At 68.6% G+C, this 25,095-nt stretch carries 29 protein-coding genes and 1 tRNA gene; 12 read left to right on the top strand and 18 right to left on the bottom strand.

Annotation, left to right across the window (positions count from 1 at the left end):
* Positions 1-63: 63 nt before the first annotated feature.
* Positions 64-1,278, bottom strand: a complete 1,215-nt coding sequence (gene arcA / locus ASG69_RS02075) for an arginine deiminase (RefSeq protein ID WP_027504489.1) — start codon at positions 1,276-1,278, stop codon at positions 64-66.
* A gap of 62 nt (positions 1,279-1,340) precedes the next feature.
* Positions 1,341-2,219 (bottom strand): SDR family oxidoreductase, encoded by an 879-nt coding sequence (locus ASG69_RS02070; RefSeq protein WP_082544603.1) that lies wholly within the window; start codon positions 2,217-2,219, stop codon positions 1,341-1,343.
* Between the two features lie 108 nt (positions 2,220-2,327).
* Between ASG69_RS02070 and ASG69_RS02065 the strand changes: the two genes are divergently transcribed.
* Together ASG69_RS02065 and ASG69_RS02060 are read left to right on the top strand one after the other, a co-directional pair.
* Positions 2,328-2,927 carry a sulfite oxidase-like oxidoreductase gene (locus ASG69_RS02065; protein ID WP_056447072.1) on the top strand — a complete coding sequence of 200 codons (600 nt, stop codon included), beginning with the start codon at positions 2,328-2,330 and terminating at the stop codon, positions 2,925-2,927.
* 1 nt (position 2,928) lies between these two features.
* Positions 2,929-3,699, top strand: a complete 771-nt coding sequence (locus ASG69_RS02060) for a ferredoxin reductase (RefSeq protein ID WP_056447069.1) — start codon at positions 2,929-2,931, stop codon at positions 3,697-3,699.
* A 23-nt stretch (positions 3,700-3,722) separates the two neighbouring features.
* Here ASG69_RS02060 and ASG69_RS02055 read toward each other — a convergent pair whose 3' ends face one another.
* The 5 genes from ASG69_RS02055 to ASG69_RS02035 all read right to left on the bottom strand — a co-directional run bounded on the left by ASG69_RS02055 (position 3,723) and on the right by ASG69_RS02035 (position 7,012).
* Positions 3,723-3,905, bottom strand: coding sequence for a hypothetical protein (locus tag ASG69_RS02055; RefSeq protein ID WP_056447066.1), 183 nt, complete (start codon positions 3,903-3,905; stop codon positions 3,723-3,725).
* An 84-nt stretch (positions 3,906-3,989) separates the two neighbouring features.
* Positions 3,990-4,685: a TetR/AcrR family transcriptional regulator gene (locus ASG69_RS02050; protein ID WP_051612955.1), complete on the bottom strand. Its 696-nt coding sequence runs from the start codon at positions 4,683-4,685 to the stop codon at positions 3,990-3,992.
* 267 nt (positions 4,686-4,952) lie between these two features.
* Positions 4,953-5,375 carry an effector binding domain-containing protein gene (locus tag ASG69_RS02045; protein ID WP_162247027.1) on the bottom strand — a complete coding sequence of 141 codons (423 nt, stop codon included), beginning with the start codon at positions 5,373-5,375 and terminating at the stop codon, positions 4,953-4,955.
* Positions 5,376-5,386: 11 nt separating this feature from the next.
* Positions 5,387-5,854, bottom strand: a complete 468-nt coding sequence (locus tag ASG69_RS02040) for an effector binding domain-containing protein (RefSeq protein WP_027504104.1) — start codon at positions 5,852-5,854, stop codon at positions 5,387-5,389.
* A gap of 135 nt (positions 5,855-5,989) precedes the next feature.
* Entirely contained in the window at positions 5,990-7,012 is a 1,023-nt protein-coding gene (locus ASG69_RS02035; protein ID WP_082544602.1) for an EamA family transporter, read from the bottom strand.
* Positions 7,013-7,071: 59 nt separating this feature from the next.
* Between ASG69_RS02035 and ASG69_RS02030 the strand changes: the two genes are divergently transcribed.
* The 5 genes from ASG69_RS02030 (at position 7,072) to ASG69_RS02010 (ending at position 11,662) form a co-directional block, all read left to right on the top strand.
* A complete protein-coding gene (locus tag ASG69_RS02030) occupies positions 7,072-7,614 on the top strand; it encodes a CGNR zinc finger domain-containing protein (protein WP_027504105.1) in 543 nt (180 codons plus the stop codon).
* Positions 7,615-7,862: 248 nt separating this feature from the next.
* Positions 7,863-9,107: an aspartate aminotransferase family protein gene (locus tag ASG69_RS02025; RefSeq protein WP_056447063.1), complete on the top strand. Its 1,245-nt coding sequence runs from the start codon at positions 7,863-7,865 to the stop codon at positions 9,105-9,107.
* Positions 9,104-10,138 (top strand): SDR family oxidoreductase, encoded by a 1,035-nt coding sequence (locus ASG69_RS02020; protein ID WP_056447058.1) that lies wholly within the window; start codon positions 9,104-9,106, stop codon positions 10,136-10,138. Before ASG69_RS02025 ends, ASG69_RS02020 begins: the two co-directional genes overlap by 4 nt.
* 26 nt (positions 10,139-10,164) lie before the next feature.
* The gene (locus ASG69_RS02015) at positions 10,165-10,659 is read left to right on the top strand and encodes a type II toxin-antitoxin system RatA family toxin (RefSeq protein ID WP_056447056.1); all 495 of its coding nucleotides are present in this window, start codon (positions 10,165-10,167) and stop codon (positions 10,657-10,659) included.
* Positions 10,660-10,687: 28 nt separating this feature from the next.
* Positions 10,688-11,662, top strand: coding sequence for a TAXI family TRAP transporter solute-binding subunit (locus tag ASG69_RS02010; protein WP_056447053.1), 975 nt, complete (start codon positions 10,688-10,690; stop codon positions 11,660-11,662).
* On the opposite strand, the gene ASG69_RS02005 is transcribed toward ASG69_RS02010, so the two are convergent.
* The 3 genes from ASG69_RS02005 to ASG69_RS01995 are packed head-to-tail and all read right to left on the bottom strand — an operon-like array spanning position 11,589 to position 15,021.
* On the bottom strand, positions 11,589-12,974 hold the full coding sequence (locus ASG69_RS02005; protein ID WP_056447048.1) for a sensor histidine kinase: 1,386 nt from the start codon (positions 12,972-12,974) through the stop codon (positions 11,589-11,591). The two genes, ASG69_RS02010 and ASG69_RS02005, sit on opposite strands and share 74 nt — an antisense overlap.
* Positions 12,971-13,645: a response regulator transcription factor gene (locus ASG69_RS02000; protein ID WP_027504108.1), complete on the bottom strand. Its 675-nt coding sequence runs from the start codon at positions 13,643-13,645 to the stop codon at positions 12,971-12,973. Before ASG69_RS02000 ends, ASG69_RS02005 begins: the two co-directional genes overlap by 4 nt.
* Before the next feature lie 44 nt (positions 13,646-13,689).
* Complete coding sequence (locus tag ASG69_RS01995) at positions 13,690-15,021, bottom strand: MFS transporter (RefSeq protein ID WP_027504109.1); 1,332 nt, start codon at positions 15,019-15,021, stop codon at positions 13,690-13,692.
* Positions 15,022-15,170: 149 nt separating this feature from the next.
* Between ASG69_RS01995 and ASG69_RS01990 the strand changes: the two genes are divergently transcribed.
* Positions 15,171-15,920 carry an 8-oxoguanine DNA glycosylase OGG fold protein gene (locus ASG69_RS01990; RefSeq protein WP_156380407.1) on the top strand — a complete coding sequence of 250 codons (750 nt, stop codon included), beginning with the start codon at positions 15,171-15,173 and terminating at the stop codon, positions 15,918-15,920.
* Between the two features lie 13 nt (positions 15,921-15,933).
* Here ASG69_RS01990 and ASG69_RS01985 read toward each other — a convergent pair.
* The 5 genes from ASG69_RS01985 to ASG69_RS01965 form a co-directional block, all read right to left on the bottom strand.
* Positions 15,934-16,009, bottom strand: a tRNA-Ala gene (locus tag ASG69_RS01985).
* 62 nt (positions 16,010-16,071) lie between these two features.
* A complete protein-coding gene (gene sepX / locus ASG69_RS01980; RefSeq protein WP_056447538.1) occupies positions 16,072-16,836 on the bottom strand; it encodes a divisome protein SepX/GlpR in 765 nt (254 codons plus the stop codon).
* A gap of 208 nt (positions 16,837-17,044) precedes the next feature.
* The gene (locus tag ASG69_RS01975; protein ID WP_027504111.1) at positions 17,045-17,695 is read right to left on the bottom strand and encodes a GNAT family N-acetyltransferase; all 651 of its coding nucleotides are present in this window, start codon (positions 17,693-17,695) and stop codon (positions 17,045-17,047) included.
* 31 nt (positions 17,696-17,726) lie between these two features.
* Positions 17,727-18,983 carry a molybdotransferase-like divisome protein Glp gene (gene glp / locus ASG69_RS01970; RefSeq protein ID WP_056447044.1) on the bottom strand — a complete coding sequence of 419 codons (1,257 nt, stop codon included), beginning with the start codon at positions 18,981-18,983 and terminating at the stop codon, positions 17,727-17,729.
* A 32-nt stretch (positions 18,984-19,015) separates the two neighbouring features.
* Positions 19,016-19,972 (bottom strand): UTP--glucose-1-phosphate uridylyltransferase, encoded by a 957-nt coding sequence (locus tag ASG69_RS01965; protein WP_051612960.1) that lies wholly within the window; start codon positions 19,970-19,972, stop codon positions 19,016-19,018.
* Positions 19,973-20,035: 63 nt separating this feature from the next.
* Between ASG69_RS01965 and ASG69_RS01960 the strand changes: the two genes are divergently transcribed.
* From ASG69_RS01960 to mscL, 4 genes are all read left to right on the top strand, one after another.
* Positions 20,036-20,635, top strand: a complete 600-nt coding sequence (locus ASG69_RS01960) for a 5-formyltetrahydrofolate cyclo-ligase (protein ID WP_056695662.1) — start codon at positions 20,036-20,038, stop codon at positions 20,633-20,635.
* A gap of 93 nt (positions 20,636-20,728) precedes the next feature.
* Entirely contained in the window at positions 20,729-21,064 is a 336-nt protein-coding gene (locus ASG69_RS22025; RefSeq protein ID WP_081821044.1) for an FmdB family zinc ribbon protein, read from the top strand.
* A gap of 89 nt (positions 21,065-21,153) precedes the next feature.
* Positions 21,154-21,810: an SAF domain-containing protein gene (locus ASG69_RS01955; RefSeq protein WP_082544600.1), complete on the top strand. Its 657-nt coding sequence runs from the start codon at positions 21,154-21,156 to the stop codon at positions 21,808-21,810.
* Positions 21,811-21,911: 101 nt separating this feature from the next.
* Positions 21,912-22,358 (top strand): large-conductance mechanosensitive channel protein MscL, encoded by a 447-nt coding sequence (gene mscL, locus ASG69_RS01950; protein WP_037183963.1) that lies wholly within the window; start codon positions 21,912-21,914, stop codon positions 22,356-22,358.
* An 80-nt stretch (positions 22,359-22,438) separates the two neighbouring features.
* Here mscL and ASG69_RS01945 read toward each other — a convergent pair whose 3' ends face one another.
* The 3 genes from ASG69_RS01945 to ASG69_RS01935 all read right to left on the bottom strand — a co-directional run bounded on the left by ASG69_RS01945 (position 22,439) and on the right by ASG69_RS01935 (position 25,048).
* Complete coding sequence (locus tag ASG69_RS01945; protein WP_056447534.1) at positions 22,439-22,861, bottom strand: hypothetical protein; 423 nt, start codon at positions 22,859-22,861, stop codon at positions 22,439-22,441.
* Between the two features lie 247 nt (positions 22,862-23,108).
* Positions 23,109-23,750, bottom strand: a complete 642-nt coding sequence (locus ASG69_RS01940; RefSeq protein WP_056447532.1) for an MspA family porin — start codon at positions 23,748-23,750, stop codon at positions 23,109-23,111.
* Between the two features lie 803 nt (positions 23,751-24,553).
* Positions 24,554-25,048 (bottom strand): MogA/MoaB family molybdenum cofactor biosynthesis protein, encoded by a 495-nt coding sequence (locus ASG69_RS01935; protein WP_197027709.1) that lies wholly within the window; start codon positions 25,046-25,048, stop codon positions 24,554-24,556.
* Between the last annotated feature and the right edge of the window lie 47 nt (positions 25,049-25,095).

Below are 25,095 nucleotides of genomic sequence, written 5' to 3'. Positions count from 1 at the left end.
AGGCCGGCCGGAGGTCAGCGGGAAGGCCGGAGGCCGGCCGGAGGTCAGCGGGAAGGCCGGAGGTCAGACGGGATCGCGGGCGACGGGGCAGGACATGCAGCGGGGTCCGCCGCGGCCCGACCCCAGTTCCGATCCCGAGATGCGCAGCACCTCGATGCCCGACGCCTCGAGGCGCGCGTTGGTCTCGACGTTGCGTTCGTACGCGACGACGACGCCGGGAGCCAGTGCGAGCGTGTTGTTCCCGTCGTCCCACTGCTCACGTTCGGCGGTGACGTTGTCGAGTCCGGTGTCGATGACCCGCAGTTTGCCGATACCCATGGCGTCGGCCGCGGCGTCGAGGAACGGGCCCGCGCCGGTGATGGTCACACCCGTGTCCTCGCGGCGAATCGTGAACGCGGACAGTGTGTCCTGGATGATCGGGTACATCACCACCGCGTCGGTGTCGACCATCGTGCACACGGTGTCCAGGTGCATCGACGCCCGTTCCTGCGCGATGGGCACCACGAGCACGGTGTGCGCGAGGTCGTCGTCGAAGAGGCTGCGCGCGAGCGCTTCGGCACCGGCGGGCGTGGTGCGTTCACCGACTCCCACGGCGACGACGCCGGGCGCCATCAGCAGCACGTCGCCGCCCTCCACCGGCGCGGTGTGCGACTCGTAGGCCCGGCGCACACCGAGGAATCGTGGATGGAAGGCGTAGATCAGATCCGTCAGCGACGTCTCCCGAGCGCGGGCCCGCAGCGCCAGCGACGTGATCGCGACGCGTTGCTGGATCCAGAACGACGAGTCGCGGGTGAACAGCAGGTTCGGGAGCGGCTCGATGACGAAGTCGCCGCCGTGGTGCATGCGCCGGACCAGCGAGACACCCGAGTCGTCCGCTACCGGCAGTTCGTCGAAGGTCATGCCCGCCATCAGCACGGTCGCCAGTTCGGGTGCGGGCAGGCCGCGGAGGTAGGTCGCCAGATCCCGGGCGAGCACGTGTCCGAGCCGGCGGGGTTCCACCGCAGCGGCGACCCCCTGCACGCGTGCGGCACCGCTGAGGGCCAGGGTCTCGGTCAGCAGATCACCGAGCAGGAGGACCTCGACACCGCGTCCTCGCAGCAGGTCGGCGAAGGCGTCGTGCTCGTCGCGAGCGCGGTCCACCCACGGCAGCCCGTCGAACAGCAACTGATCGTTGTTGCGGGGGGTGAGTCGGCGCAGCTCGTCGCCAGGGCGGTGCAGCATGACCGTCCGGAGCGTTCCCACCTCGGAATCCGCTCCCAGCGGAGCCGTCGCGTCCATGCCAGAACGGTAGTGCGTGAGCGCCGACTCGGCACGCGCTCCGCCGCGACACGCGCGTGAGGTCAGCGCAGCAGTCGGGAGAAGTAGTCGTTGGCCGCCTGCATGGTCATCTCGTAGGGGCGCGCGAACTTGCGCGACACCCAGTACCCCACCCGGATGTCGTTGCTCGAGTAGACGAGGAAGTGCCGCTTCGCCATCCCGGTCAGGATCTTCTCCGCGACCACCTCGGGCGACACGGCGTGGGCCTCGAAGCGTGCGGTCAGCTTCGTCACGCGTGGGTCGTCGCGATCCACGCCGGCGATGTCCACCGTCTCGACGAGCGGTGTCCGCACCGCCCCGGGGACCACGAGCGAGACGTCGATGCCGTGCCGGGCGAGGTCGTAGCGCAACACCTCGGACATGCCGCGCACGCCGAACTTGCTGGCGCTGTACGCCGCGTGCCACGGATACGCGAGCAGGCCGGCCGACGACGACACGTTGACCAGGTACCCACCGCGACCCGCCGCGATCATCGGGGGAACGAAACACTGGGTGACGTGGATCGGGCCCATCAGGTTGATGTCGATCAGCGCTTTCCACGTCTCGTGGGCCATGTTCTCGACGGTGCCCCACGCGGAGATCCCGGCCACGTTCATGACGACGTCGACGCTCCCCACCTCGGCGTGCACGGCGTCCGCGAACGAGGCGACGGCGTCGTGGTCGGAGACGTCGAGCGCACGCGAGGCGACGACGCTGCCGCCGTTCTCGGCGATGGTGGCGGCCGTGGCGGCCAGTCCCGCCTCCGCGATGTCGGTGACGATCATCCGCGCCCCACGCCGCGCGGCCTCGATGGCCGTGGCGCGACCGATGCCGCTGGCGGCGCCGGTGACCAGCACGATCGCCCCCCGCAGGTCGGTCCACGACCGCCGCGGACGTCTCCCACTCAGCCTGCTCTGCACCATCGCGTCGCACTCCCCCCTCGCCGGCCTGCTGTGGTGCCCGACACTACCGGTCGAGTGTGCGCGCTCCGACTTGTCAGAGGCCCGACGACCGGCGCAGAATCTGCCACCATGGCGTTGATCTCGAAGGGCTTCGTGGGCCGCCGGCGCGGCGACGACGGTCGGACTCCCCCCGGCCAGTACCTGACCAACGATTTCCCGGTTCTCGCCATCGGGCCCGCGCCCGTGGTCGCGACCGACACGTGGTCGTTCTCCATCACGTCCGAGACCGGTGAGACCCGGACCTGGACGTGGGACGAGGTGGCCGCGCTGCCGCACGAGACCCCGACGGTCGACATCCACTGCGTCACCAAGTGGTCGAAGCTCGACACCAACTGGAACGGCGTGAGTCTCGACGTGCTGCTGGACGGTCTCGACACCGAGGCGGGGTACGTCGTCGTACACGGCTTCGACGGATACACCACCAATCTGCCCCTCGAGGACCTGCGAGACGGGAAGGCCTGGCTGGTCACCGAGTTCGACGGAGAGCCGCTCGCACGCGAACACGGCGGTCCCGCACGGCTTCTCGTGCCGCACCTGTACTTCTGGAAGTCGGCGAAGTGGGTCTCGCGCATCGAACTCACCGAGGAGAACGAACAGGGATTCTGGGAGCGCGGCGGCTATCACGACTACGGCGACCCGTGGCGCGAGCAGCGATACCAAGGCGACTGACGTGACCACCGGAGCCACCGCCGGGGTCGGGGCCCGGCCCTGGCTCGTCGCGAGGGTGCTCGAGGTGCGGCGCGAGACACCGACCGCCTCGACGCTGGTGCTCGACGTCGACGGCTGGCCGGGACATCTCGCCGGACAGCACGTGGACGTGAAGCTGACCGCCGAGGACGGGTACAGCGCGCAGCGCAGCTACTCCCTCGCCTCCGCACCGGACGGCACGTCGCGCATCGAGATCGCCGTGCAGAACGTCTCCGACGGCGAGGTGTCCCCCTACCTCGTCGGCGCCGTCGAGGTGGGCGACCGGTTCGAGATCCGCGGACCCGTCGGCCGGTGGTTCGTCTGGCGGCCGTCGGCACCCACCGAGACCCCGTCACCGCCAGTCCTGCTGGTGGGCGGCGGCTCGGGCATCGTTCCGCTCCGCGCGATGGTCCGCGCGCAGGCCGCGGCGGGATCGAGCGGCGGCCGGGTGCCGTTCCGCGTGCTCTACTCGGTCCGTGAACCGGCGGAGGTGTACTTCGCCGACGAGTGGGCGCATCCGCCCGCGGGAGTCGACGTCACCACGCTCTACACGCGGCGCGCTCCCACCGGCTCCCGCAGGCCGCTCGGCCGCATCACGATCGAGGATCTCGACGCGCACGGGTGGCCCGCCGAGTTCGAGCCGCGGTGCTACATCTGCGGGCCCACGAGCTTCGTCGACACGGTCGCGGACATGCTGGTCGAGCGAGGACATGCACCGGCGAACATTCGCACGGAGCGCTTCGGACCCAGCTGACAACCGTCCCCGCCCGGCCGAGTTCAGAGGCGGGTGGTCATCTCGTCCTGGTAGTCGCGGACAGTGCGTTCGATGCGTGCGGCATCGTCGGCGTCACCGCGTTTCCGAGCGTCGTCCGCGCGTGACTGCAGCACGCGGATGGCTTTGCGCAGCTCATTGTCGGACATGCGGCGGTCGGTGCGCTCGCGCGTGGCGATGTCTTCCATGAGTCTCTCCCGACGTCACTCGTGCGGTCGACACACGATGCCGTGTGTCTCACATCACAGTGTGCGCCGGGAGAGCGCCGAACGCTAGTGATTGCTGGAGACGCCGGTGTCGCTGGTGGCGTCGGCACCCGAGCGATCGCGTACGAAGCTGGAGAGGCTTCGCGAGGCGAACTCGCGGAAGTACGGGAGCTTCGCCGGCGGCACGAGCGAGGGCAGGATGGTGTGCCAGACCTGCTCCATGCGCACGGCGGCACCGTCGAGGCGCGCAGTGCCCTCGGCGACCATCAGCACGCCACTGAGCATCTCCGAGACCAGGCAGGACGCGGTCTCGGCGTCCAGCGAGTCGATGACGTCACCGTGCTCGATGGCACGCTCGAAGAGGTGCGAGAAGATGTTCTGCCACGTCCCGAAGACGCTCCCCCGCGTGGGGTCCGGTGCGTCCACCTCGAGCTGCAGGCGGTACATGATGCGCACCAGGTTGTCGGTATTGGCAAGGTCGAGAACGGAATACGTGATCCCGATGACGGATTCCAGTGCGGGAGAACGGCTGTCGACCATTCCGGTGCAGGCGGCCGCGACACGCTCACGACCCTCGTCGACGAGCGCGCGCGCCAGCTCTTCCTTGGAGGCGAAGTGGAAGTACAGCGCGCCCTTGGTCACACCCGACTCCGCCGAGACCTGGCTCAGGGTCGCCGTGGCGTGGCCGACCCGCAGGAACAGATCGGCGGCAGCCCGCAGGGCCGCGGACCGCGTTGCCTCTGCACGTAATTGCCTGACCATTGTTACTCCCCACTAGTCACGCGCGTTCGGACCGGTGCTCCGAACCGCCGGTGTGAATCCCGTGTCACACCCTTCTACTGCGCGTGATCATGATAGGCACAGGTTGGACTCGAACACCGCCACAGAAATGCACTCGAGACAAAATCACAATGACGACCAGCGCTCGAGCGAGTCCAGGCACCGCTCCGACTGCTTCTACTCGTCGGTAGGTTCTTTATCTCGACGAGAGCCGACTTCTCGTCCGCCGGCACCGGACGTCGGCGCACGTCATTGCAGCGAGACGGCGACGAAGATCTCGACGTTCCCGTCGGCTGAGAGGCACTCGAACTCCACCCCGCCGGCGCGCACGATCGAGCCGTCGGCGATGGCCTCCTCGGCCTGCGCCCACGCGTCCTCCGCCCGGTCGGGCAGCGTCATCGACGGCGTGAAGACCGCGAACGCTCCCGACGGAACCGTGACGAAGACGTCGCCGATCGGCACGTCGTCGACGTTCCCACGAGGTACGCCGACGACGACGTTGCAGACACCACGCTGATCCGGGACGTAGACGGTGTAGACATCGGCGTCCTCCGGTTCACGTTCGCGGATACGTTCACGCAGGAACACGACGAGATCGCTGGCGCTGCCCTCGGGTCCGGGATCGACACCGGGCACGACCAGTCCGCCGAACACCATGCTCGGACGTGCCACGAGACGGAACGTCATCCCGCACCGCCGACGCCCCGCGAGCCGGGCGTCGCGACCGGAACGTACATCTCGATCTTGTACGCGTGGGGATACACCTCGAACTCACCGGTGAAGGCGCGAGTGAAGGACCCCATCTCCTCCGCGTGAGTGATCTCGTTCCACAGCGTCGTCAGGACCTGCGGAAAATTGCCGACTGCTGAGAATTTCGCATAGCGACCCGCCGGCACACGCGCCACGATGTGCCCGCGGCGCACGTCACCGTCCGCGACGCGGTACCCGACGATCTGCGTGCTGTAGGACCCGATCGCGGGAACGAAGTCGGTGTAGATCGACCCGAGCGGTTCACCGATGTCCTGGTTCAGGATTCCGGACCACGCACGTTCGAGATTGGTGTCATAAAGAGAGCCCAACGCCCGTTTTGGGCTACGCACAGGGAGACCCGCAACCCACGTTTCCGCGAGGTCGACGAATTCGATGGTCATGACGGGCTCCCGTGCAACGGCTTCGATGTCCGCGTGGTGGTCACTGACACTCCGGCGGACCGGCACTCGCGACCCCGCCCGGAGAAGTGCCCACCCGCCGAATACCACGACGCGCCCTCACCATACAGTGCCGCGTCAGGGGAGAACGGATACCCCGTGAGATCCATCCATTCCTGCCGAGGCCGGCAGCGCCTCCACGGGCGGCGGTGCATCGGATCGCCACTGCACCACGGCGGCTCCCGTCAGAATTGCTGCACCACCTGCGATTTGAGTGAGAGACACCGTCTCGCCGAGCAGGAGCCACGCCGCAACCACCGCGCACAGCACCTCGACCAGCGCGATCACCGATGCGGTCGATGCCCCGAGGGCGCGGGACGCCATGATCCCGAAAACGTACGCGACGGCTGCGGAGACCAGGGCGAGCACTGCGACGGCAGTCCACCACGGCCACGCCCGGCCGTCGAGAGCGACGTCGTTCGTCGACACCTGCAACGGAACCATTCCCAGCATTCCGGCGACGCCGACCACAATGGCGCCCACCGCCAGTCCGGCGGCCGAGAGAACCAACGGATCGACGGCGTCACCCTGTTTCGCGGACACCACGAAGTAGAACGCGAGACACACGGCGGCGGACAGTCCCCAGAGCACGCCGACAGGATCGAACACGGCGCCGTCGAACACGTCGAGCACGACCAGCGCACCGCCGAGCGCGAGTGCGACACCCGCCATCGTCGTCGGGCGGGGGCGCCGCCGGGTGGTGATCCAGATCCAGCCGATCACCAGGACCGGCCCGAGGTACTCGAGCATGAGTGCGACACCCACCGAGAGGTGTTGGATCGCATTGAAGAAGCAGACCTGGGCTCCTGCCACCGCGACGACGCCGTACGCAACGACGGTGACGGGAGCCGAGAGCACCCCGCGGAGTGCGCCGCGGCGCAGCAGGACGACGACGGGCAGGAGGATCACCGCACCGCCCACGATGCGAGCGAGCACCGCGGACTCGGGCGACCACCCGGTGTCGGTGAGCGCCTTCGCGAACGGGCCCGACATTCCGAACGCGATCGCGGAGGTCACGGCGAACGCGACACCGGAACGGGAGGACACCATGAGCGGCCCTTTCGAGGATCCGGCCACACCGTCGGGTACGTCGCCCGTCATGTCATGACCGTAACTGTAGATTGGTCATGACACTAGAGACCCGGAAGGTCAGGAGTCAAATGCTTTTTGCTCATGACACACGCACCGCCCTCGTCTGGGCGGCGGCGCTGATCAACACCGCCGCGAACGGCGAGGACCACCTCCCTGACGTGAGCACCCTGTCGTCGATGCTCGACGAGCACGAGTGGACGGGGCGCCGCGACGGCACACAGGAGGAACTCGACGCCGTGCGGGCCCTGCGCCCGGCCTGGCGGGCGCTGTGGGAGACGGGCGAACCCGACGCCGTCGTACCCGTCGTCAACGCGATGCTGGCCGCATCCGACGCCCGGCCGTACCTCACCCGCCACGGCGACTGGGGCTGGCACATGCACGTCAGCGACGACGACGCGCCCCTCGCCGATCGCATGACCGCCGAGACCGCCGTCGCCCTCGCCGACATGGTGCGGTCGGACGAGCTAGAGCGGCTCCGCCTGTGCGACGCACCGGACTGCGACGCGGTGCTCGTCGACCTGTCCCGCAACCGATCGAGGCGGTACTGCGACACCGGAAACTGCGGCAACCGCGCCAACGTCGCCGCGTACCGGGCCCGCAAGAAGATCTGACGACGGCCGGTCCTGGTGAACCGATATTCGCATAATTCCTGATCAGCTGAAGGTATTCCGTGGTCACCGGACCAGCCACTGGTAGCCACCCCGCTCAATAACGGTGGTTCGCGCCATATGTTGTCGCACAACATCATACGACTCATCGGTGGCTTTGACGCCACCTGCAGCCGGGGTTACCGTCGGTGATCGCGGCGGCCCGCCGGGCCGCACGCCTCATCGCTTCTCCTCGTCTCGGGAGCCACACCATGTCGATCTCGACGTCCCTCGACGGGCGGGTGCAGAGCCACACCCGCGCGCATCTGTCCGAGTCTCGTGCACGCGTGGCCTCCATGCTGGGCGACATCGTCGAGGACCGCTCCCTCGGAGCCAGGCTGTGGTCGACCGACGACGTCGAGTACCTCAACTGTGGCGGGTACGGGACCCTCCTGCTCGGCGCCCGGCATCCCCGCGTCGTCGACGCGGTGATCGCCCAGCTCGGACGCCATCCCGTCTCCACCCGCACCCTGCTCGAACCTCGGGTGGCCGAGGCCGCGGCGGCGCTGGCGGCCCGCCTGCCGGACTCGCTGTCGAAGGTCTACTTCGGCGCCTCCGGAACCGAGGCCACCGAAGCCGCCGTCAAGATGGCCTGCAGCGCCGGCCACCATCGCCTGATCGGGGCGAGCCGCGGCTACCACGGCAAGACCCTCGGCGCGCTCGCCCTCACGGCGAATCCGTCGTATCAGAACCCGTTCCGTCGACTGTTCACCGCGGCGACCACAGTTCCGTACGGCGACGTCCAGGCACTGTCGGACGCACTCGGCGACGACGCCTCCGACGCCTGCGTGGTCCTCGAACCCGTGCAGGGCGAGGGCGGGGTCGTGCTCCCGCCCCGCAACTACCTCGCGGTCGCCTCGGCACTGTGCCGTGAACGCGGAGCCCTCCTCGTGATCGACGAGATCATGACCGGGCTCGGACGCACCGGCCTGATGTGGGAGAGCGAGCGGGACGCCGTCGACGCCGACATCGTCCTCGTGGGAAAGAGCCTGGGCGGCGGCGTGATTCCCGTGTCGGCCGCCGTCGCGACACCGCGCGCCTTCCGTGCCTTCGACATCGACTTCGGCATCCACACGTCGACCTTCTCCGGTGCGCCGCTGGGGATGGCGGCCGCGTGCGCCGCGCTCGAGGTCATCGACGACGAGAAGCTGGTGGCGCGATCCGCACGGACGGGCGGACGACTGCTCGACGAGTTGCGCATACTCACAGCGGATCTCGGGACCGTGGAGGTCCGCGGTCGAGGGTTGCTCATCGGGCTCGACTTCGGCGACGCCGGCACCGCCGGCCGCTTCCTGCTCGCGCTGCTCGACCGGCGCGTCGTGGCCAACCACTCCCTGAACGCCAGTCCAGTCGTGCGTTTCACTCCCCCGGCCACGATGACCGAGGCTGATGTCGACTGGATGCTCACCGCCGTCGGCGACGCACTGCGCGAGACGTTCTCGAAAGGACACCGATGAGGATTCTGCTGACCGGAGCCTCCGGCGTCGTCGGACTGCCGACGCTCCGCGCCCTCACCGAGGACCACGACGTCGTCGTGCTGGAAGGTCGACGCGCCGTGCCGCACTCGGGGATCACTGTCCGCGGCGACCTCCGCGCGCCACACCTCGGACTCGACGACCGGACGTGGTCCGCCCTCACCCGCGACGTGGACACCGTCGTGCACTGCGCCGGCGTCGTGGACTTCGGGATCGACGACGCGTCCACCCGGGCCGTCAACGTCGACGGAGTCCGCCACATCGTGGAGCTCTCCCGGGACGCGTCGGCACGCCTGGTGCACGTCAGCACCGCCTTCGTCGGCCGACCCGTGATCCCGGACGTCACCGGCGGACTCGCCACCATGCACCCCGGTGCGTACATCGCCAGCAAGAGGGACGGCGAGGATCTCGTGCGGAGCAGCGGCCTCGACTGGACCATCGTCCGCCCGTCCATCGTGTGCGGCGATTCCGAGACCGGTGAGATCTCCGAGTTGCAGGGGCTGCACACCCTCGTGCGCGCCTTCCTGCGCGGGACGTTGCCGGTCGTCCTGTGCGAGGACGCGCTGCAGTACGACTTCGTGCCGTGCGACGTCGTCGCACGGTCGATCGCGACGGTGGTGAACCACCCGCGGCAGTACGACCGCGAGCACGTGTGGGTCACCAGCGGGGCCGCGGCACTGGACATCGACTCGCTCGTCGCCGTGCTGGTCGACGAGGCCACCCGCCTCGGGATCGCGGTGGACGCGCCTCGCCGGCTGCACCCGGACGTGTTCCAGCGCCTGTGGAAGCCGGCCTTCTTCGACCTGCTCGACCCCGCGTCGCAGACGAAGTTCGCCAATCTCCTCGCCTCCGTCGCGAACCTGTTCAACACCAGCCCGTTTCCCACGTCGCTCGGGTCCGGACCCCTCCCTCCCGCGCAGACGGCGGGCACCATCGAACGCTCCGCCCGCCTCACCGCCCGACATCTGGTGGAGCGCTCCCCCGGCGCCTATCCCGTCCTGCAGTCCGCCTGACCGTCGATTCCATTCGAGGAGTTCTCATGTCCCCCAGCATCATCAGTGTGATCGCCACCCTCACCGGCGTCACTCCGGACGACGTGTTCGATCGGGTCAGCGACTTCGCCTCCTTCGGCGATCACGTACCCATGGTCGACCGCATCACCGTGACGGATCCCGAGTCGCGGGACGCGGCCGGGTACGTTCGATCGTCGTCGTGGTCGACCCACTTCCGCGGCGGTCTGCTGCAGTGGGTCGAGACGGACACCGTCGACGTGCCCGGCCGCACCGTCACCTTCGAGCAGTCGAGCGGCGACCTGGGATCGTTCGACGGCCGGTGGGCGGTGCGGGAGACCGCCGACGGCGCCGTCGAGATGGCCTTCGACGCCGCCGTCGACATCGGCATCCCGTCGATGGCCGACATGCTCAATCCGGTCGCCGCACAGGAACTGGCCACCGGCGTGCACCAGATCGTCGACGGGCTCTTCGGCTCGGGCGTCGTCTCCGTCGAGACCGGGTCGCGGCTCACTCAGCGCTGACGGACCGGCCCCGGCCTATGCTGAACGCGTGCTCGGCCGACGGCAGTTCCTCCGCGGGGCCGGCGTGGCTGCGGCCGCCGCCGCCCTGGCGGGGTGTTCCCGAGATACGTGGTGGCAGGACGCTTCCGGCCGACTGCGCATCGCCACCGGCAACGTGGGTGCGGTGTTCGACGAGTACGGCGCGGCTCTGCGCACAGAGGCCTCGCAGGTGCTGCCGGGTGTGCGCTCGGAGGTCCTCGTGACCGGCGGTTCCGTGGGAAACGTGCTCGACCTCTCGTCGAGCAGCGCGGACGTCGCGTTCTGCCTCGGCGACACGGCACTCGATGCGGTGCGCGGCGAAGGGGCCTTCGACTCCCCGGTCCCCCTGACCGCGCTGGCCCGGCTCTACGACAGCTTCCTGCAGATCCTCGTCCCGGTATATTCCCCGGTCACGGGGATCCAGGACCTGGCGGGCGTGCGCCTGAGCGCGGGCCAGACCGACTCGGGTACCCGGTCGGTGACCGAGAGGTGCCTGGCCGCAGCAGGAGTGGACACGGCGGACGTCGACTTCGTCGCGCAGCCGCTCGGCGAGGCGACGGCGGCGCTGAGCTCCGGACGCGTCGACGCGCTGGCCTTCGTCAGCGGGTTCCCGGTGCGGGCACTGGTCGAGCTGGGCGCGCGCACACCGATCCGCGCGCTGGATCTCGGTGGACTGGTCGAGGGACTCGTGTCGACCTGGGGTCCGCAGTACGTCACCGGTCCGCTGCCGGCCGGGCCGTACCGTCTGCCCGCCGCCGTCCAGACTGTCAGCGTGAAGACGTACCTCATCGCGACGCCGACGCTCCGCGAGGACACGGCCTACGGGTTCACGTCCGTCGTCTTCGACCGTCAGGACGCGATCGCACGAACCGTGCCCGACGTCCGGCAGCCGACCGTCGCCGCCGGGATGTTTACCCAGCCGGTCCCGCTGCATCCGGGGGCGCTGCGGTGGTTCCGCGATCGAGACGCGCGGGAAGTGAGATGACCGTCCGCAGGCCGGGATCGGCGGGGTCGAAGACCACGTTCCCGTCGGCGTCGCGGACGCGGAGGACGACGATCGCGAGACCCAGTCCGGTGCCCTCGACGCCGGCGTGTCGTTCGAGTCGGTGGAAGCGCCGCCCCAGCTCGGCGGCTTCGGCGGCACTGACGCCGTCACCGTGATCGCGCACCGTCACTCGCCACGCGTCGCCGGCCTGCTCCAGCGCGACGTCGACGGACCGACCCTCCGCGTACTTCAGCGCGTTGTCCAGAAGGACGTCGAGGACCGTGGGGACGAGGTCCTCCTCCAGGAACGCCGGGGCGGTGTCGACGTCGACCCGGACGGTGAGCAGATCCTCGAACAACGGCGCCCACAGCGCGACCCGCTCGCGAAGCTGCCGGGCGACGTCCACCTCGGACAAGCGTCGGTCGAAGCCTCCCGCGCGGCTGATCTCGATCACCGCGTCGAGTGAGCGCGCCATGCGTTCGGTCTCGGCGAGCACCGGTTCGACGGCCGGATCGTCCACGGCCAGGTTCTCGAGCCGGAGCCGCAGTGCAGTCAGCGGATTGGCCAACTGGTGCGACACATCCGCGACCAGTTCGCGCTGCTGCTGCCGGGAGTGCTCCACGTTCGCCGCCATGTCGTCGAACGACTCCGCGAGCCGCCGGAGTTCGGGAGGCCCGACGTGGCGTCCCTCGGTCGGAGTGCGGCCGCGGGACAGCTGCTCGACGCGGGTGGTCAGATCGTCGACCGGCCGCACCACCCAGCCGACGAGTGGCACTCCCACGAGCCAGGCGACGAGCGCGAGGACGACGGCGCCGCCCGCCGCGGCGAGCACCATCGCTCGCTGCACGTTGTCCCGCGCGGCCGACGTGTCCTCCAGCATGACGACGGCACCGAGGATCTGCGCGTCCCGGCCGATGGGCGTCGCGACGATCAACGGCTCGGTCTGCCACGGCCACAGCGCAGTCGGAGCGGAGGTCGGTGTTCCCGCGAGCGCGTCGCGTACCGCGCCCGCCAGACCCGGCACGTCGGCCGGCAGATCCGAGCCTGCCGGTGCGAGCACCGATCCGTCGATGTCGACGATCCACGTGCGGGTGCTCTCCGTGACCTCGCCGTACCGCATCAGATCGGGTCCCAGTGAGCTCGCGTCACCGACACTGTCGGCCAGGGTGGCGAACCGGGTCGCGGCGGCCAGACGCCGTTCGTGGATGGTGATCGCCCGTTCCTCCGCGTGGGCGGCCACGAGCGGCGCGACGAGTGCCGCCAGCACGGCGGCCGTCAACGTGATCGCCAGTGCGAGCAGCCGTCTCCTCACGCGTCGGGCTCGGCGGGAGCGACCAGTCGATAGCCGACACCGCGCACCGACTCGATCCGGGCGACGTCCTTCAGCTTGTTCCGCAGTGACGCGACGTGGACGTCGAGCGTGCGCGAGGCACCCACCCACGTCGTGTCCCACACCTCCTCCATGAGCGCGGCGCGGCTCACGGGGCGGTCCGGTGTGCGGGAGAGTGCCACGAGCAGTTCGCATTCCTTCGCAGTGAGCGTGCGCACGGAGCCGTCGGGTGCGGTGACCTCGCGGGTGTCCCGAGCGAGGTCGAAGCCGAGATCGACGGCCGGCTCGGTGGCGACGCGTCCGACACTGCGCCGCACGACCGCGTCCAGCCGTGCGAGCAGCACCGCGAAGCTGTACGGCTTGGTGACGTAGTCGTCGACACCCGCACGCAGAGCGCCGATCACGGAATCCTCGGTGCGCCGCGCCGTGAGCGCCACGATGGGAACGGACGAGTGCTCCCGGATCCGGCGGCAGACCCACAGGCCGTCGTGATCCGGGAGCCCCATGTCGAGCAGGACGAGATCGGCGTCGTCCACCATGTCGAGCGCCGCGGTCCCGGTCGCGGCGTGCCGCACCGCCCAGCCCTGCCGACGCAGCGACTGTGTGAGTGCGTCGGCGACTCCGAGGTCGTCCTCGACGACGAGAATCTGCATCGTCAGGCCCTCCCGTCCGGCGCGGAAAGCCTAACGCACGGACCTCAGGACACGGCCGCCTCGTTCCTGTCCGCTCGGCGTGCCTGCTCGGCGTCCAGGAAGGTCGGTGCGCGGTTCTTCAGGACGAAGACGTACACGACGAGCGAGACAGCGATGGCGATGGTGACGTAGATGCCGAAGGCGTCGAGCGCATCGTTCTCCTTGGCGGCCTCGTAGATCACCGGAGCCGTGCCGCCGAACATCGAATTGGCCAGTGCGTAGCCGAGTCCCAGTCCCAGAGCGCGCACGTGCGCCGGGAACAGTTCCGCCTTCACGATCGCGTTGATCGAGGTGTAGCCGGTGAGGATGACGTAGGTGCCGGCGAGCAGCAGGAAGGACACCATCGGCGTCTCGACGCGCGGCAGCAGGTTCAGGAAGGTCCACGACCACAGCACACCCGCGATGCCGAACCCGACGAGCAGCGGCTTGCGCCCGATCTTGTCGCTCAGCAGTCCGCCGAGTGGCTGGATCACCATGAGCAGCACCAGCGCCGCGAGGTTGATCCACGTCGCCGTCATGCCCTGATCGGCGTAGGTGCTCTTGACGATGAGCGGCCCGTTGACGCTGTAGGTGTAGAACGCGACGGTGCCGCCGAGAGTGACGAGGAAGCAGATGAGCAGCTGCTTCGGATACGCGGTGAACAGTTCGGTCATCGAGCCGCTGCGCTTGCCGTCGACCTCGGTCTGCAGGGATTCGTCCATGCTCCGACGCAGGAACAGCACGACCACGGCGCCGAGGGCGCCGATACCGAACGCGATGCGCCATCCGAAGGAGGCGATCTGTTCGTCGGTCAGGACGCTCTGCTGGATCAGCAGTGTGACCTGGGCGAGGACGTGACCGCCCACCAGGGTGACGTACTGGAACGAGGAGAAGAATCCGCGCAGCCCCGGCGTGGCCGCCTCGGACATGTAGGTCGCCGACGTGCCGTACTCGCCACCCGTCGCGAAGCCCTGCAGCAGACGGCAGAGGACGAGCATGACCACGGCGGCCGACCCGATGGACGCGGCCGTCGGGGTCAGCGCGATGAGCAGGGACGAGCCCGCCATGAGCGAGATGCTGAACACCAGCGCGGGACGACGCCCGTGCCGGTCCGCGTACCGACCGAAGAACCACGACCCGATGGGGCGCATCACGAAGGTGATCGCGAAGATGCCCATCGTGTAGATGCCCGCGTTGGGCTCACCGTCGGCGAAGAAGCTCGACTGCAGGTACGACGCGAAGACCGTGTAGACGTACACGTCGTACCACTCGACGAGGTTGCCGAGTGATCCGCGAATGGTGTTGAACACCGCCCGCTTCGTCGAGGGAGGCCCCGCGGGGATGGCTGTCGTGGCCATGGATGGTCACCTTTCGGTCCGGTGCAGGGGATGCACCGAACGAACACTAGGTGTGACCGGCGCCATATGAGGCACGGCTGCGGGCAGTCTTTACAGACACTTTGCAAACCCGACCGAGGCTGTCGGTGGGACCTGCCACCATCGCCGACATGACGACGACGCCGGCGCTACCCGAAGCGTGCCTCGCGTGGTGCAGCACCCGTTCGTACGAGTACGACGTGCTGGGTGATCTCGCGGAGATCGACCTCGACTGGTGGAACAGTCGTCTCACGAGCGCGCGCATCCCGGTGCGGGTCCGCGCCCGAGGTCTGGACGGAGACGTCGTCGAGACCGGCACCGGGTTCCTGCGGCGCGGCGATCTGCAGACCATCGGGAGCGGGTGCGATCTGACCACCGTCTACCACTGCGCCGCATGGCTCGTCGGTCATCGAGACCGAGACCGCGCTCGCCGCTTCCCCGATGCGCGGGACCTCGAGGAGCCGGCCGGCGACCGTCGGCTGCACGGTGTTCGGCAGGCACTGGACGAGTGCCGCCGCGCGCCGGCGCTCATCGACGTCGGTCCGCACCGGGACTGGTCGGGCTGGCCGAGGGCCACGGGATTCGGGCGCGTTCCGATGTCCCTGTACGTGTGGGCGATCGGGTCGGAGAACATGCTGCACCGCCCGCAACTCCTCGACCAGCAGGCGCTGTCGGAACTCGTGCACCTGGGGTGGGTGGACAATCCCTCGGTGTCGGCCATGACCGTGCGGCGCTACCTCGACTACTGCGAGGTGCTCGACGAGTGGGCGAGACTGGGCCGCGTACGGCCCGAGCTCGTCGAGATGTGGCTGGTGCGGTCGTGGCGGATCCGACGGGAGACGCCGTCGCCGTTCCTGGACGAGTTCCGCGATGCGCTGTGACGAGCGTCGAACGTGGTGGAGCTGAGGGGAATCGAACCCCTGACCTTCTCGATGCGAACGAGACGCGCTACCAACTGCGCCACAGCCCCTGACCCGGCGAACCAGGATCGTCTCGAACTCTAGCAGCCCCGCGGGACTGCCAGAAATCCGGTCACTCCCCCGCTGCGCGGCGCATGCGGACGTCGAGGTGGGAGTCGCCGACGCGCTCGTCGTAGTGCTCGAGATGGTCGAACGCCGGGTCCTCGTCGTCCACCTCGAGCACCACGGCGCCGGGGCGACGCAGGCGCTCGGGAGTGAGCTTGAGCTCCGGGTCGGTGCTGGACTCGACACCGAGGCGCGAGCGCTGCAGACGCTGCATACGACGACGACGGATGTCCTCCTCGATGCGCACCTGGCGGCGGAGGTAGAACAGGTAGGACGACAGTCCGACGATGGTGACGGCGAAGACCCACCAGAAGATCGGGCTCGCAAGGAATCCCAGCGCTGCGGACATCGCGATGACGAACACGGAGCCGAGCACCGTGCGCTGACGGAACGCGTAGCGGGCGGCGCGCGCGATGGCGTCGGCCTCGGGATCGAAGCCGCCGCGGCCGCGTCGCTGCGGCACGAAGTCCTCCGAGAAGTACTCGTCGACGTGCTCGTCGCTCTCGTGGCCGTGCTGGGTCTCCATCGGATCCTCCGAAAGCGAGTCGGTCGAGTGCAGGTCGTCGTCGGACGGGCGCCAGTCGGGGTCGCTGCGATGCCCTGCCGCGGGGCCGGGATCGACGCGGAGCCGCGCTCCGCCCCGGTGCAGGACCCGTGTCGCGAGCGCGACGTCGGTGGTGCGGCGGATACGCGGGCGCGATGTGACCACCATCGGCACGAGCACGAACAGCCAGATGGCGACGAGGCCGATCCAGATCACCGAATTGGGCACACCCACCACCTCCTGACGTGAATCACATTCATGTGAGCTTGCACGTCAGCGTAGTGGGGCGCGGTGAACCGCCGACGACGACGCGCCGAACACGAGTGCACTCATGTCACTCCAGTCACAGGCCGAACCTTCCCGCAGTGCTTGCGTGTTCCCGCGGACACTGCAGCACGCGCGGGAACACGGAACCCCTACGGGAACCTCGAGGCAACTACCGAGCCCACGCCGCCCGACCACTGCGCACCAGCACGTCCGCCACCGTCCCGGGCGTCTCCCCCACCGTCATGGCGACGAGGATGTGGTCGCGCCACGCACCGTCCACGTCGAGGTACCTCTGCAGCAGGCCCTCCTGGCGGAACCCGACGTTGCGCAGAACCGCTTGACTGGCAGCGTTTTCCGGCCGCACGGTGGCTTCGAGCCGGTGCAGCCCGGCCGACGAGAAGCAGTGGTCGACGCCGAGTGCGAGTGCTGCCGTGGCGACCCCCTGCCCGCCGACGTCCTTGGCCACCCAGTAGCCGATCCACGCCGATCGAAGGGCTCCGCGAACGATGTTGCCGACAGTCAGCTGCCCGACGAAGGTGCCGTTCAGTTCGATGGCGAAGGGCAGCATCATCCCGCGCCTGGCCTCGGCCTTGAGGCTCGAGAACAGGGGCGGCCACGACGACATCGCGTGCCGCATGTCCCACGGCGCCTCACCGGTGGGCTCCCACGGTTCGAGGTGCGCGCGGTTGTCGATGCGGGTCCGCGACCACACCGCGGCGTCGCGCAGACGCACCGGTCGGACCGTCACCTCGCCCGCGGGAACCACGAGAGGTCCCAGCTTCGCCGGCCATCCGGGATGGCTCGACCACGATCGCGGCATACTTCGAAACCTTAGCGAAGAGGACGGAGCGTCAGCCGCGCTGCGCGAGGAATGCGACGTCGACCTCTTCGCCGGTCCGCACCTCGGTCACCTCGGGGTCGACCATGACCAGGCAGTTGGCCTCCGCCAGCGTCGCCAGCAGGTGCGACGAGCTGCCGGGAGCACCGCCTAGTGCCTGCACGAGGTACTCCCCCGTGCCCTCGTCCCGCATGAGCTGGCCGCGCAGGTAGGCGCGGCGCCCGGCGATGGACGTGATGGGTCCGACGGTGCGGGCGGTGACGATGCGGCGCATGGGCTGGCGTCGACCGAGCGCGATGCGCACGAGCGGCCGCACCATCACCTCGAAGACGACGAGCGCACTCACCGGGTTGGACGGCAACAGGAAGGTGGGTACCTCGTCGCGACCGAGCTGGCCGAAGCCCTGCACCGATCCGGGGTGCATGGCCACGCGGCCGACCTCGATGTCGCCGAAGTCCTCGAGCGCCTCGCGGATCTCCTCGGACGCGCTGCCGCCGACGGCTCCGGCGATGACGACGATCTCGGAGCGGATGAGCTGCCCTTCCACCACCTCGCGCAGCCGCTTCGCGTCACCGCTGACGATGCCGATGCGGTTGACGTCCGCGCCCGCGTCCCGCGCCGCGGCAGCGAGGGCGTAGCTGTTCACGTCGTACACCTGGCCCTGGCCCGGTGTGCGTTCGATGTCGACGAGTTCGCCGCCGATCGAGATGACCGAGAGTCGGGGACGGGGATGCACCAGGACCTTGTCACGGCCCACGGCTGCGAGGAGCCCGACCTGCGCTGCGCCGATGATGGTCCCGGACCGCACGGCGACGTCGCCGGGCTGCACGTCGTCACCGATGCGGCGCACGTACTCCCCGGAACGCACGGGTGCGAGCACCTCGATGCGGCCGCGCGCGAACTTCGCTCGCTCCACGGGAAGAACGGCGTCCGCGAGGGTGGGCAGCGGTGCACCCGTGTCGACGCGCACCGCCTGCCGCGGCTGCAGACGGATGGGCTGACGCGACCCCGCCGCGACCTCGCCCACCACGGGCAGCGAGATGTCGACGGGCGCGCCGTCGTCGTCGGTGGCCGACCCCGCGGCAGCGATGTCCACACTGCGGACCGCGTAGCCGTCGATGGCCGCCTGATCGAACCCGGGCAGCGGGCGCTCGGTCACCACTTCCTCCGCGCAGAGCAGACCCTGCGCCTCGGAGATGGCGACTCGCACCGGCCGGGGGGCAACCGCTGCAGCCGTCACTCTCGACTGCTGCTCCTCAACCGAGCGCATCCGCACCTTCCGTCATCCGTGTCGACCGGGCGTCACTCGTAGGTCGTGAGCTCCGGTGCCCAGCTGTCGCTCAAGCGCTCCTGGAGCCACTCGCGCAATGCCGGACCGTAATCTTCGCGTTCCAGTGCGAAGTCAACCGCAGCGCGGAGGTAACCCCCGGGATTTCCGAGGTCGTGTCTCACTCCGCGGTGCACCACCACATGTACCGGATGACCCTCCTCGATGAGGAGAGCGATGGCGTCGGTGAGCTGCAACTCGCCACCGGCGCCGGGCTGGATGCGTCGCAACGCATCGAAGATGGCCCGGTCCAGAAGGTATCGGCCGGCCGCCGCGTAGTTCGACGGCGCGTCCTCCTTCTTGGGCTTCTCCACCATGCCGTTGACCTTGAGCACGTTGGGGTTCACTGCGTCGGGCACGATCTCGGTGTCGAACACTCCGTACGCGGACACCGCGTCCTCGGGAACCTCGATGGCGCACAACACGGTTCCGCCGCGCTTGGCACGCACCCGCGACATCACGTCGAGCACTCCCCGCGGCATCACCAGGTCGTCCGGGAGCAGCACTGCGATCGCGTCCTCGTCGTCGTCGAGCACCTCCTCGGCGCACGCGACGGCATGTCCGAGACCCAGCGGCTCCGCCTGGATCACCGACTGGACGTCGAGAAGACCGGGCGCGACACGGACCTTCTCGAGCATCTCGAGCTTGCCGCTCGCCTCGAGCTTGTTCTCCAGCACCAGATCCTCGACGAAGTGGGCGACCACACCGTCCTTGCCGGGCGAGGTGACGATGACGAGGCGCTGCGCGCCGGAATCGGCAGCTTCTCCGGCGACGAGCTCGATTCCGGGCGTATCGACCACCGGCAGTAGCTCTTTCGGTACCGTTTTCGTGGCGGGGAGGAAACGTGTTCCCATGCCTGCAGCGGGTACGACGGCCGTACGGAACGACGGCTTCTTGCCACCGGCCACGGACTCACTGTTTGCTGAGCTCATGCGCACACCCTATCCATGTAGACCGCGAATCGTCCTTCGCGAGACACTGGGGTTTCCCCCGTGATCAGTGACGACAAACTCGAGTGGAGGACACGCATACTCACTGCCCGCAAGCAGCGAGACGTCCACGCACGAGAGCGGGCATCAGAGGCACTCTCTCACGCCGTGTCGGTTTTGGCCTCCGATGCGCGGGAGCGCGGCGGCGACACTCTCGCCGCCTACGTACCGGTGGGTAGCGAGCCCGGTGATGCGAGCATGCTCGACTCCGCACTGGCCGCCGGACTGCGAGTGCTGCTGCCTGTCGCGCGTGAACCGGGGCCGCTGTCCTGGGCCGAGTACCGCGGACCCGACTCGCTCGTCGCGGCCGCGTACGGCTTGCGCGAACCGTCCGGCCCGACGCTTCCTCCCGAGACCGTCGCGGACGCGTCGATCGTGTTGGTACCCGCACTCGCCGTCGATCGCAGCGGCGGTCGCCTCGGCCGAGGTGCCGGTTTCTACGACCGGACGCTCGACGCCGTTCGGCCGGACGCCTGGCTGGTGGGCGTGGTGTACGACGACGACCTGGTCGACGCGCTGCCCACCGAGACGCACGACGTGCGGATGACCCACGTGTTGACGCCGCTGTCGGGGCTGCAGCGACTCGTCCGCGACGGTCGCGGCTGAGGAATAGCACCACCTGCACGGACGTTGCCTCGATTGCCGACGCTGGCACTGTCGACTGTAGAGTGCCAGTCAGGGACCGACAGCGGAGGAAACGTGCCTACCTACTCTTATGCGTGCACCGAGTGTGACAACCGGTTCGACATCGTCCAGAAGTTCACGGACGACTCGTTGACGGTCTGCCCCGCGTGCTCCGGCAAGCTTCGCAAGCTGTTCAACACCGTGGGCATCGTCTTCAAGGGCAGCGGCTTCTACCGCAACGACAGCCGCGGCAGTTCGAGCAGCAGCGAGTCGGGCTCGTCCGACTCCGGCAGCTCCTCGGACAGCAAGAGCTCGAGCGAGAAGAAGAGCGACACGAAGTCCGACTCGACCTCGACCACCTCGAGTGAGAAGAAGTCGACCAGCACCTCCACCCCCGCCGCCGCAAGCTGATCGTCCGACCCGGGGAGCGTTGAACCGCTGTCCCCGGGCACCGTGAAACCTGGCGGCGTCCTGCGTCGCCCGCGTTCTACGGTCGCGTCATGTCTCCCACGGTCGATCACCCGCTGAGCGCGCGCCTGTTCGACCGTATCCCGCCTCTCCCTCCGCGTCTGCGGTCATCTGCCGCTCGACGCATCCTCGCCGCTGCTCTCGTGGGGCTCGCTGTCGTCTCGGCCTATCGAACCGATCCGTCGCGGACCGAGGTCCCGGTCGTCGTGACCGCCACGGACGTCGCTCCCGGCACCTCACTCACGGCCGCCGACGTCACGGTGACCCGCGTCGATTCGTCCCTGCTCGCGGACGGAACGCTGCGGTCGGTGGACGACGCGGTGGGACGGACTGTCGCCGGACCCGTCCGATCCGGCGAGGCGCTCACCGATGTCCGACTGCTGGGGCCTCGGCTGGCGTCCGCCACCCTGCCGTCCGGTGATGCCCGCATCGTGCCGATCCGCCTCGCGGACCCCGAGCTGGCGCAACTGCTTCGAGCCGGCGACGTGGTCGACGTCGTGCGGGCGGCGCCGGACGACACGTCCTCGTCCGGGGTGATCGCCGAGAGCGCCACCGTGGTGATGGTCTCCGCCCCGGGCTCGGGCGTGTCTCGACGCGACCAGCTCGTTCTGGTCGCCCTGCGCGCGGACGACGCGTCGGCCGTCGCCGCTGCGTCGCTCTCCGATGCACTGACGGTCCTGCTGCGGTGACCGTCCCCGGGTCCCGGGCTTCGCCGCGCCCATCGAGACGCGCTGGTCGGTTACTCTCGTCGTGGCTCAATCCATGATCGACGAGAGTAGGGGCGGATCGCATGTTGAAGGGCTTCAAGGACTTCCTGCTGCGCGGGAACGTGGTCGACCTCGCGGTCGCAGTGGTCATCGGTGCGGCCTTCACGGCCATCGTCACCGCATTCACCACCAACATCGTGAACCCGTTGATCTCGTCCATCGGGGCGAGCAACGAGCTGGGCTGGGGCTTCCTGATCCGCTCCGGCAACGACGCGACATTCGTGAACATCGGGGCCGTCATCACCGCGGTGATCAACTTCGTCATCATCGCGGCGGTCGTCTACTTCGTGCTCATCCTCCCGGTGAACACCGCGAAGAACCGCTTCGCGACGAAGAAGGAGAAGGCTCTGAGCGATCAGGACATCCTGATCCAGATCCGGGACCTTCTGGCGGAGGGCCGGTCCGACGGCGTCAAGACCACCTCGGACGGCATCACCGGCAACACGACGCCGGGCACCACCACCACGTAGTCACCCGCAGACACGACGAAGGGCTCGTCCTCACCGTGCGGTGAGGACGAGCCCTTCGTCGTCTGTTCGAACGAGCGGGATCAGTTGAACTTGACCAGCGGGAACTCGTCGAGCGTGATCGCGGTGCCGGCCGCGGAGCAGGCATCGACCACGGCCGTCGAGTTGTCGACGAACGCCTGACCGGACGAGCTGTCCGGCTCGGTGAGTTCGAGCGAGTCGGCGGGCAGCGCACCGATGAGAGTGCTGAGCGAGGACTCGACGTCACCGGTGGCGGTGTCCGCGAGCGGCTGGAACTTCTGCATCTCGGCGGTCTTCGCGTCGGTCCAGGTCTGGACGTCCGTGTCGGCCGGGCCGGCCTTGACGAGGGCGGTGAACTGGTCGTACGTGGTCTCGAAATCGGTGCAGGCGGTGGCGTTCTCGGACGAGTCGTCGGACGTCCCGGAATCCCCGCTGCTGCAGGCGGACAGGCCCACCAGGGCCGTGAGGGCGAAAGCTGCAGTCATCACACGAGTCGCGGTACCGGAGTTCATGCCGACCATTCAACAGGATGCGTGGACGTCGGAACGCAGTGGGGCGGTGCACCTTCGGATGCTCGTGACATGCCACCGACCCCTGTCGCACGCCATTGTCACGCTTCACGAACACGACGAAGCCCCACCCGGATGACCCGGATGGGGCTTCGTCTGTGTTCAGATCTGCTGTGGCAGCGGACTACCGATCAGCAGGCAACTGATGCTGGCTGGGCCAGGATCAGTTGAAGCGCCACGGCTTGCCGTAGGTGACTGCGGTGTCGCCATTGCTGGAGACGACCTTCACGTACGGGCGAACCGAGACGTTGCCGGCGATGTTGGTCGCGGTGCCGTGCACGTTCGAGATCTGGATCTCGGTGCGCGCGCCCGAAGCCGAGCCGGTGCCGACCTCGACGTCCTCGATGCCGGGGCCCGGCTCGAGGGTGACCGTGGTGCCGACCTGCGGGAGGATGTCGGACACGGTGCCGCCGCCATCGAAGTCGAGCTCGAGCTGCGGGGTGCTGTAGCTGAAGGTCAGCTCTCCACCCAGCGAAGCCGGGTAGCCGAACTGGTAGCCGAGGGTGATGTCACCCTCGAAGTCGGCGGCGTCGGGGCCGGTGACCTCGACGATGGCGCGACCGTTGTGGAACCACTCACGGGTGAGGGGGCTTCCGTCGAGCGGGAAGACGCTGTTGATGAAGGTGTCGGCCTGCGAGACCGTGATGGTGTTGCCACCACCGTCGACGACGGAGTTCGAATCGTCGACTGCTGCAGATGCCGAGCCGCCACCGACGACCAGGCCGACGACTGCGGCACTGGCGACCACTGCGGTACGCATGGACTTGAGCCCCCGGCTGCGCCGCGGCTTCTGAATTACGGTCATGTACTTCCTCATCATGTTCGTCCCGCGGCGTGTTCGCCTCGGGTGCGCTGTCGGGCTCTGACGTCCTCCCGAGCGGTTCGCTTGCGAGCGAACCGTATCAGGCGGCGACTGCAAGCTCATGGCTTACGCGTCGGGCAGTGCAGGAACACAAGTTGGACGCGTCCTCGTATCGATTCAGCATCCACCGTTGAACCTGAGCGAAACCTTAGAGGGTGATTCGGACCGTGACAATCCCTACGTTCGCGGCGTTGCGTCCGAAAACCGCCGTCCACGTTTCGTGCGTGTGAACGTGCGTCACAAGCGTTTTGGCCGCACGACGCGCCGCAGCTCCAATGGCACGAAACGTCGTCGGACTGTGCTAACCGGGTGCCCGGGTGCCCGTGACGTGGGCGTTATTCGACTCGACCCCGAGCGGAACCACTGCTCGACGAGGGTTGCCAGTCACACCAGTCACATCTACCCTGCGGTAACTCGCGGGGAGGTCGTCCGGATTCAGGCGAATTCGCGGTTAACAGACAGGCAACACCGGGTTCGCACTGTGGTAACTCCCAGTGATGTGGATCACACAAAACTAGTCGTAATGCGGAGGCCTCTGGCTCCTCAACCACTCCTCCGAGCCCGAGGACGAATCACCTCGATGTGGTTCGCCCGACGTTCCGTCGTCTCGAGTCGACTCGGGAAGAACGTCGCCGAACACACGAGCGAGCCGGGCCCGTCGTGCACGGGCCCGGCTCGCAGTGTCCTCGGAGTCCGGATCGACGGGTGATGCGTCGCCGGCTCGAGGGTCGTTCTTCTGGGGGTCGTCAGCCGTCAAGGCTGGACAACTCACCGATGACATGGGCGGCGAGGGGCGTCAGCGTCGCCATTCCGTCGCGGACGGCCGCGCGGCTCCCGGCCAGGTTGACCACCAGCGTGCTGCCGGACACTCCGGCGAGCCCGCGGGACAGACCGGCGTCGAGCGACCCCGCCGCCAGTCCGGAGGAGCGGAGCGCCTCACTGATGCCGAGGAGTTCACGGTCGAGCACCTCGGCCGTCGCGTCCGGAGTGACGTCGCGCGGCGACGTGCCGGTGCCGCCGACGGAGACCACCAGGTCGACGCCGCCGATGACCGCGGTGTTCAGTGCGTTGCGCACGTCCACCTCGTCGTTGCTGACCACGACGACACCGTCGACGAGGAAGCCCGCCTCGGTCAGCAGTTCGTTGACCAGAGGTCCGGTCGAGTCGGCATCTCCGTGAGCCGTGCGATCGTCGACGATCACGACGAGCGCACGTCCGGCCACGGCTGCATCCATAGTCATGTCGCTCACCGTAATGCCCGGGCCCGACGGAGACTCGATGTGCCCGA

The sequence above is a fragment of the Rhodococcus sp. Leaf225 genome (genome assembly GCF_001426145.1).
Taxonomy (GTDB): Bacteria; Actinomycetota; Actinomycetes; order Mycobacteriales; family Mycobacteriaceae; genus Rhodococcoides.
The sequence above is the reverse complement of the archived record's forward strand: the minus strand, read 5'-3'. Positions and strand labels throughout refer to the sequence as shown.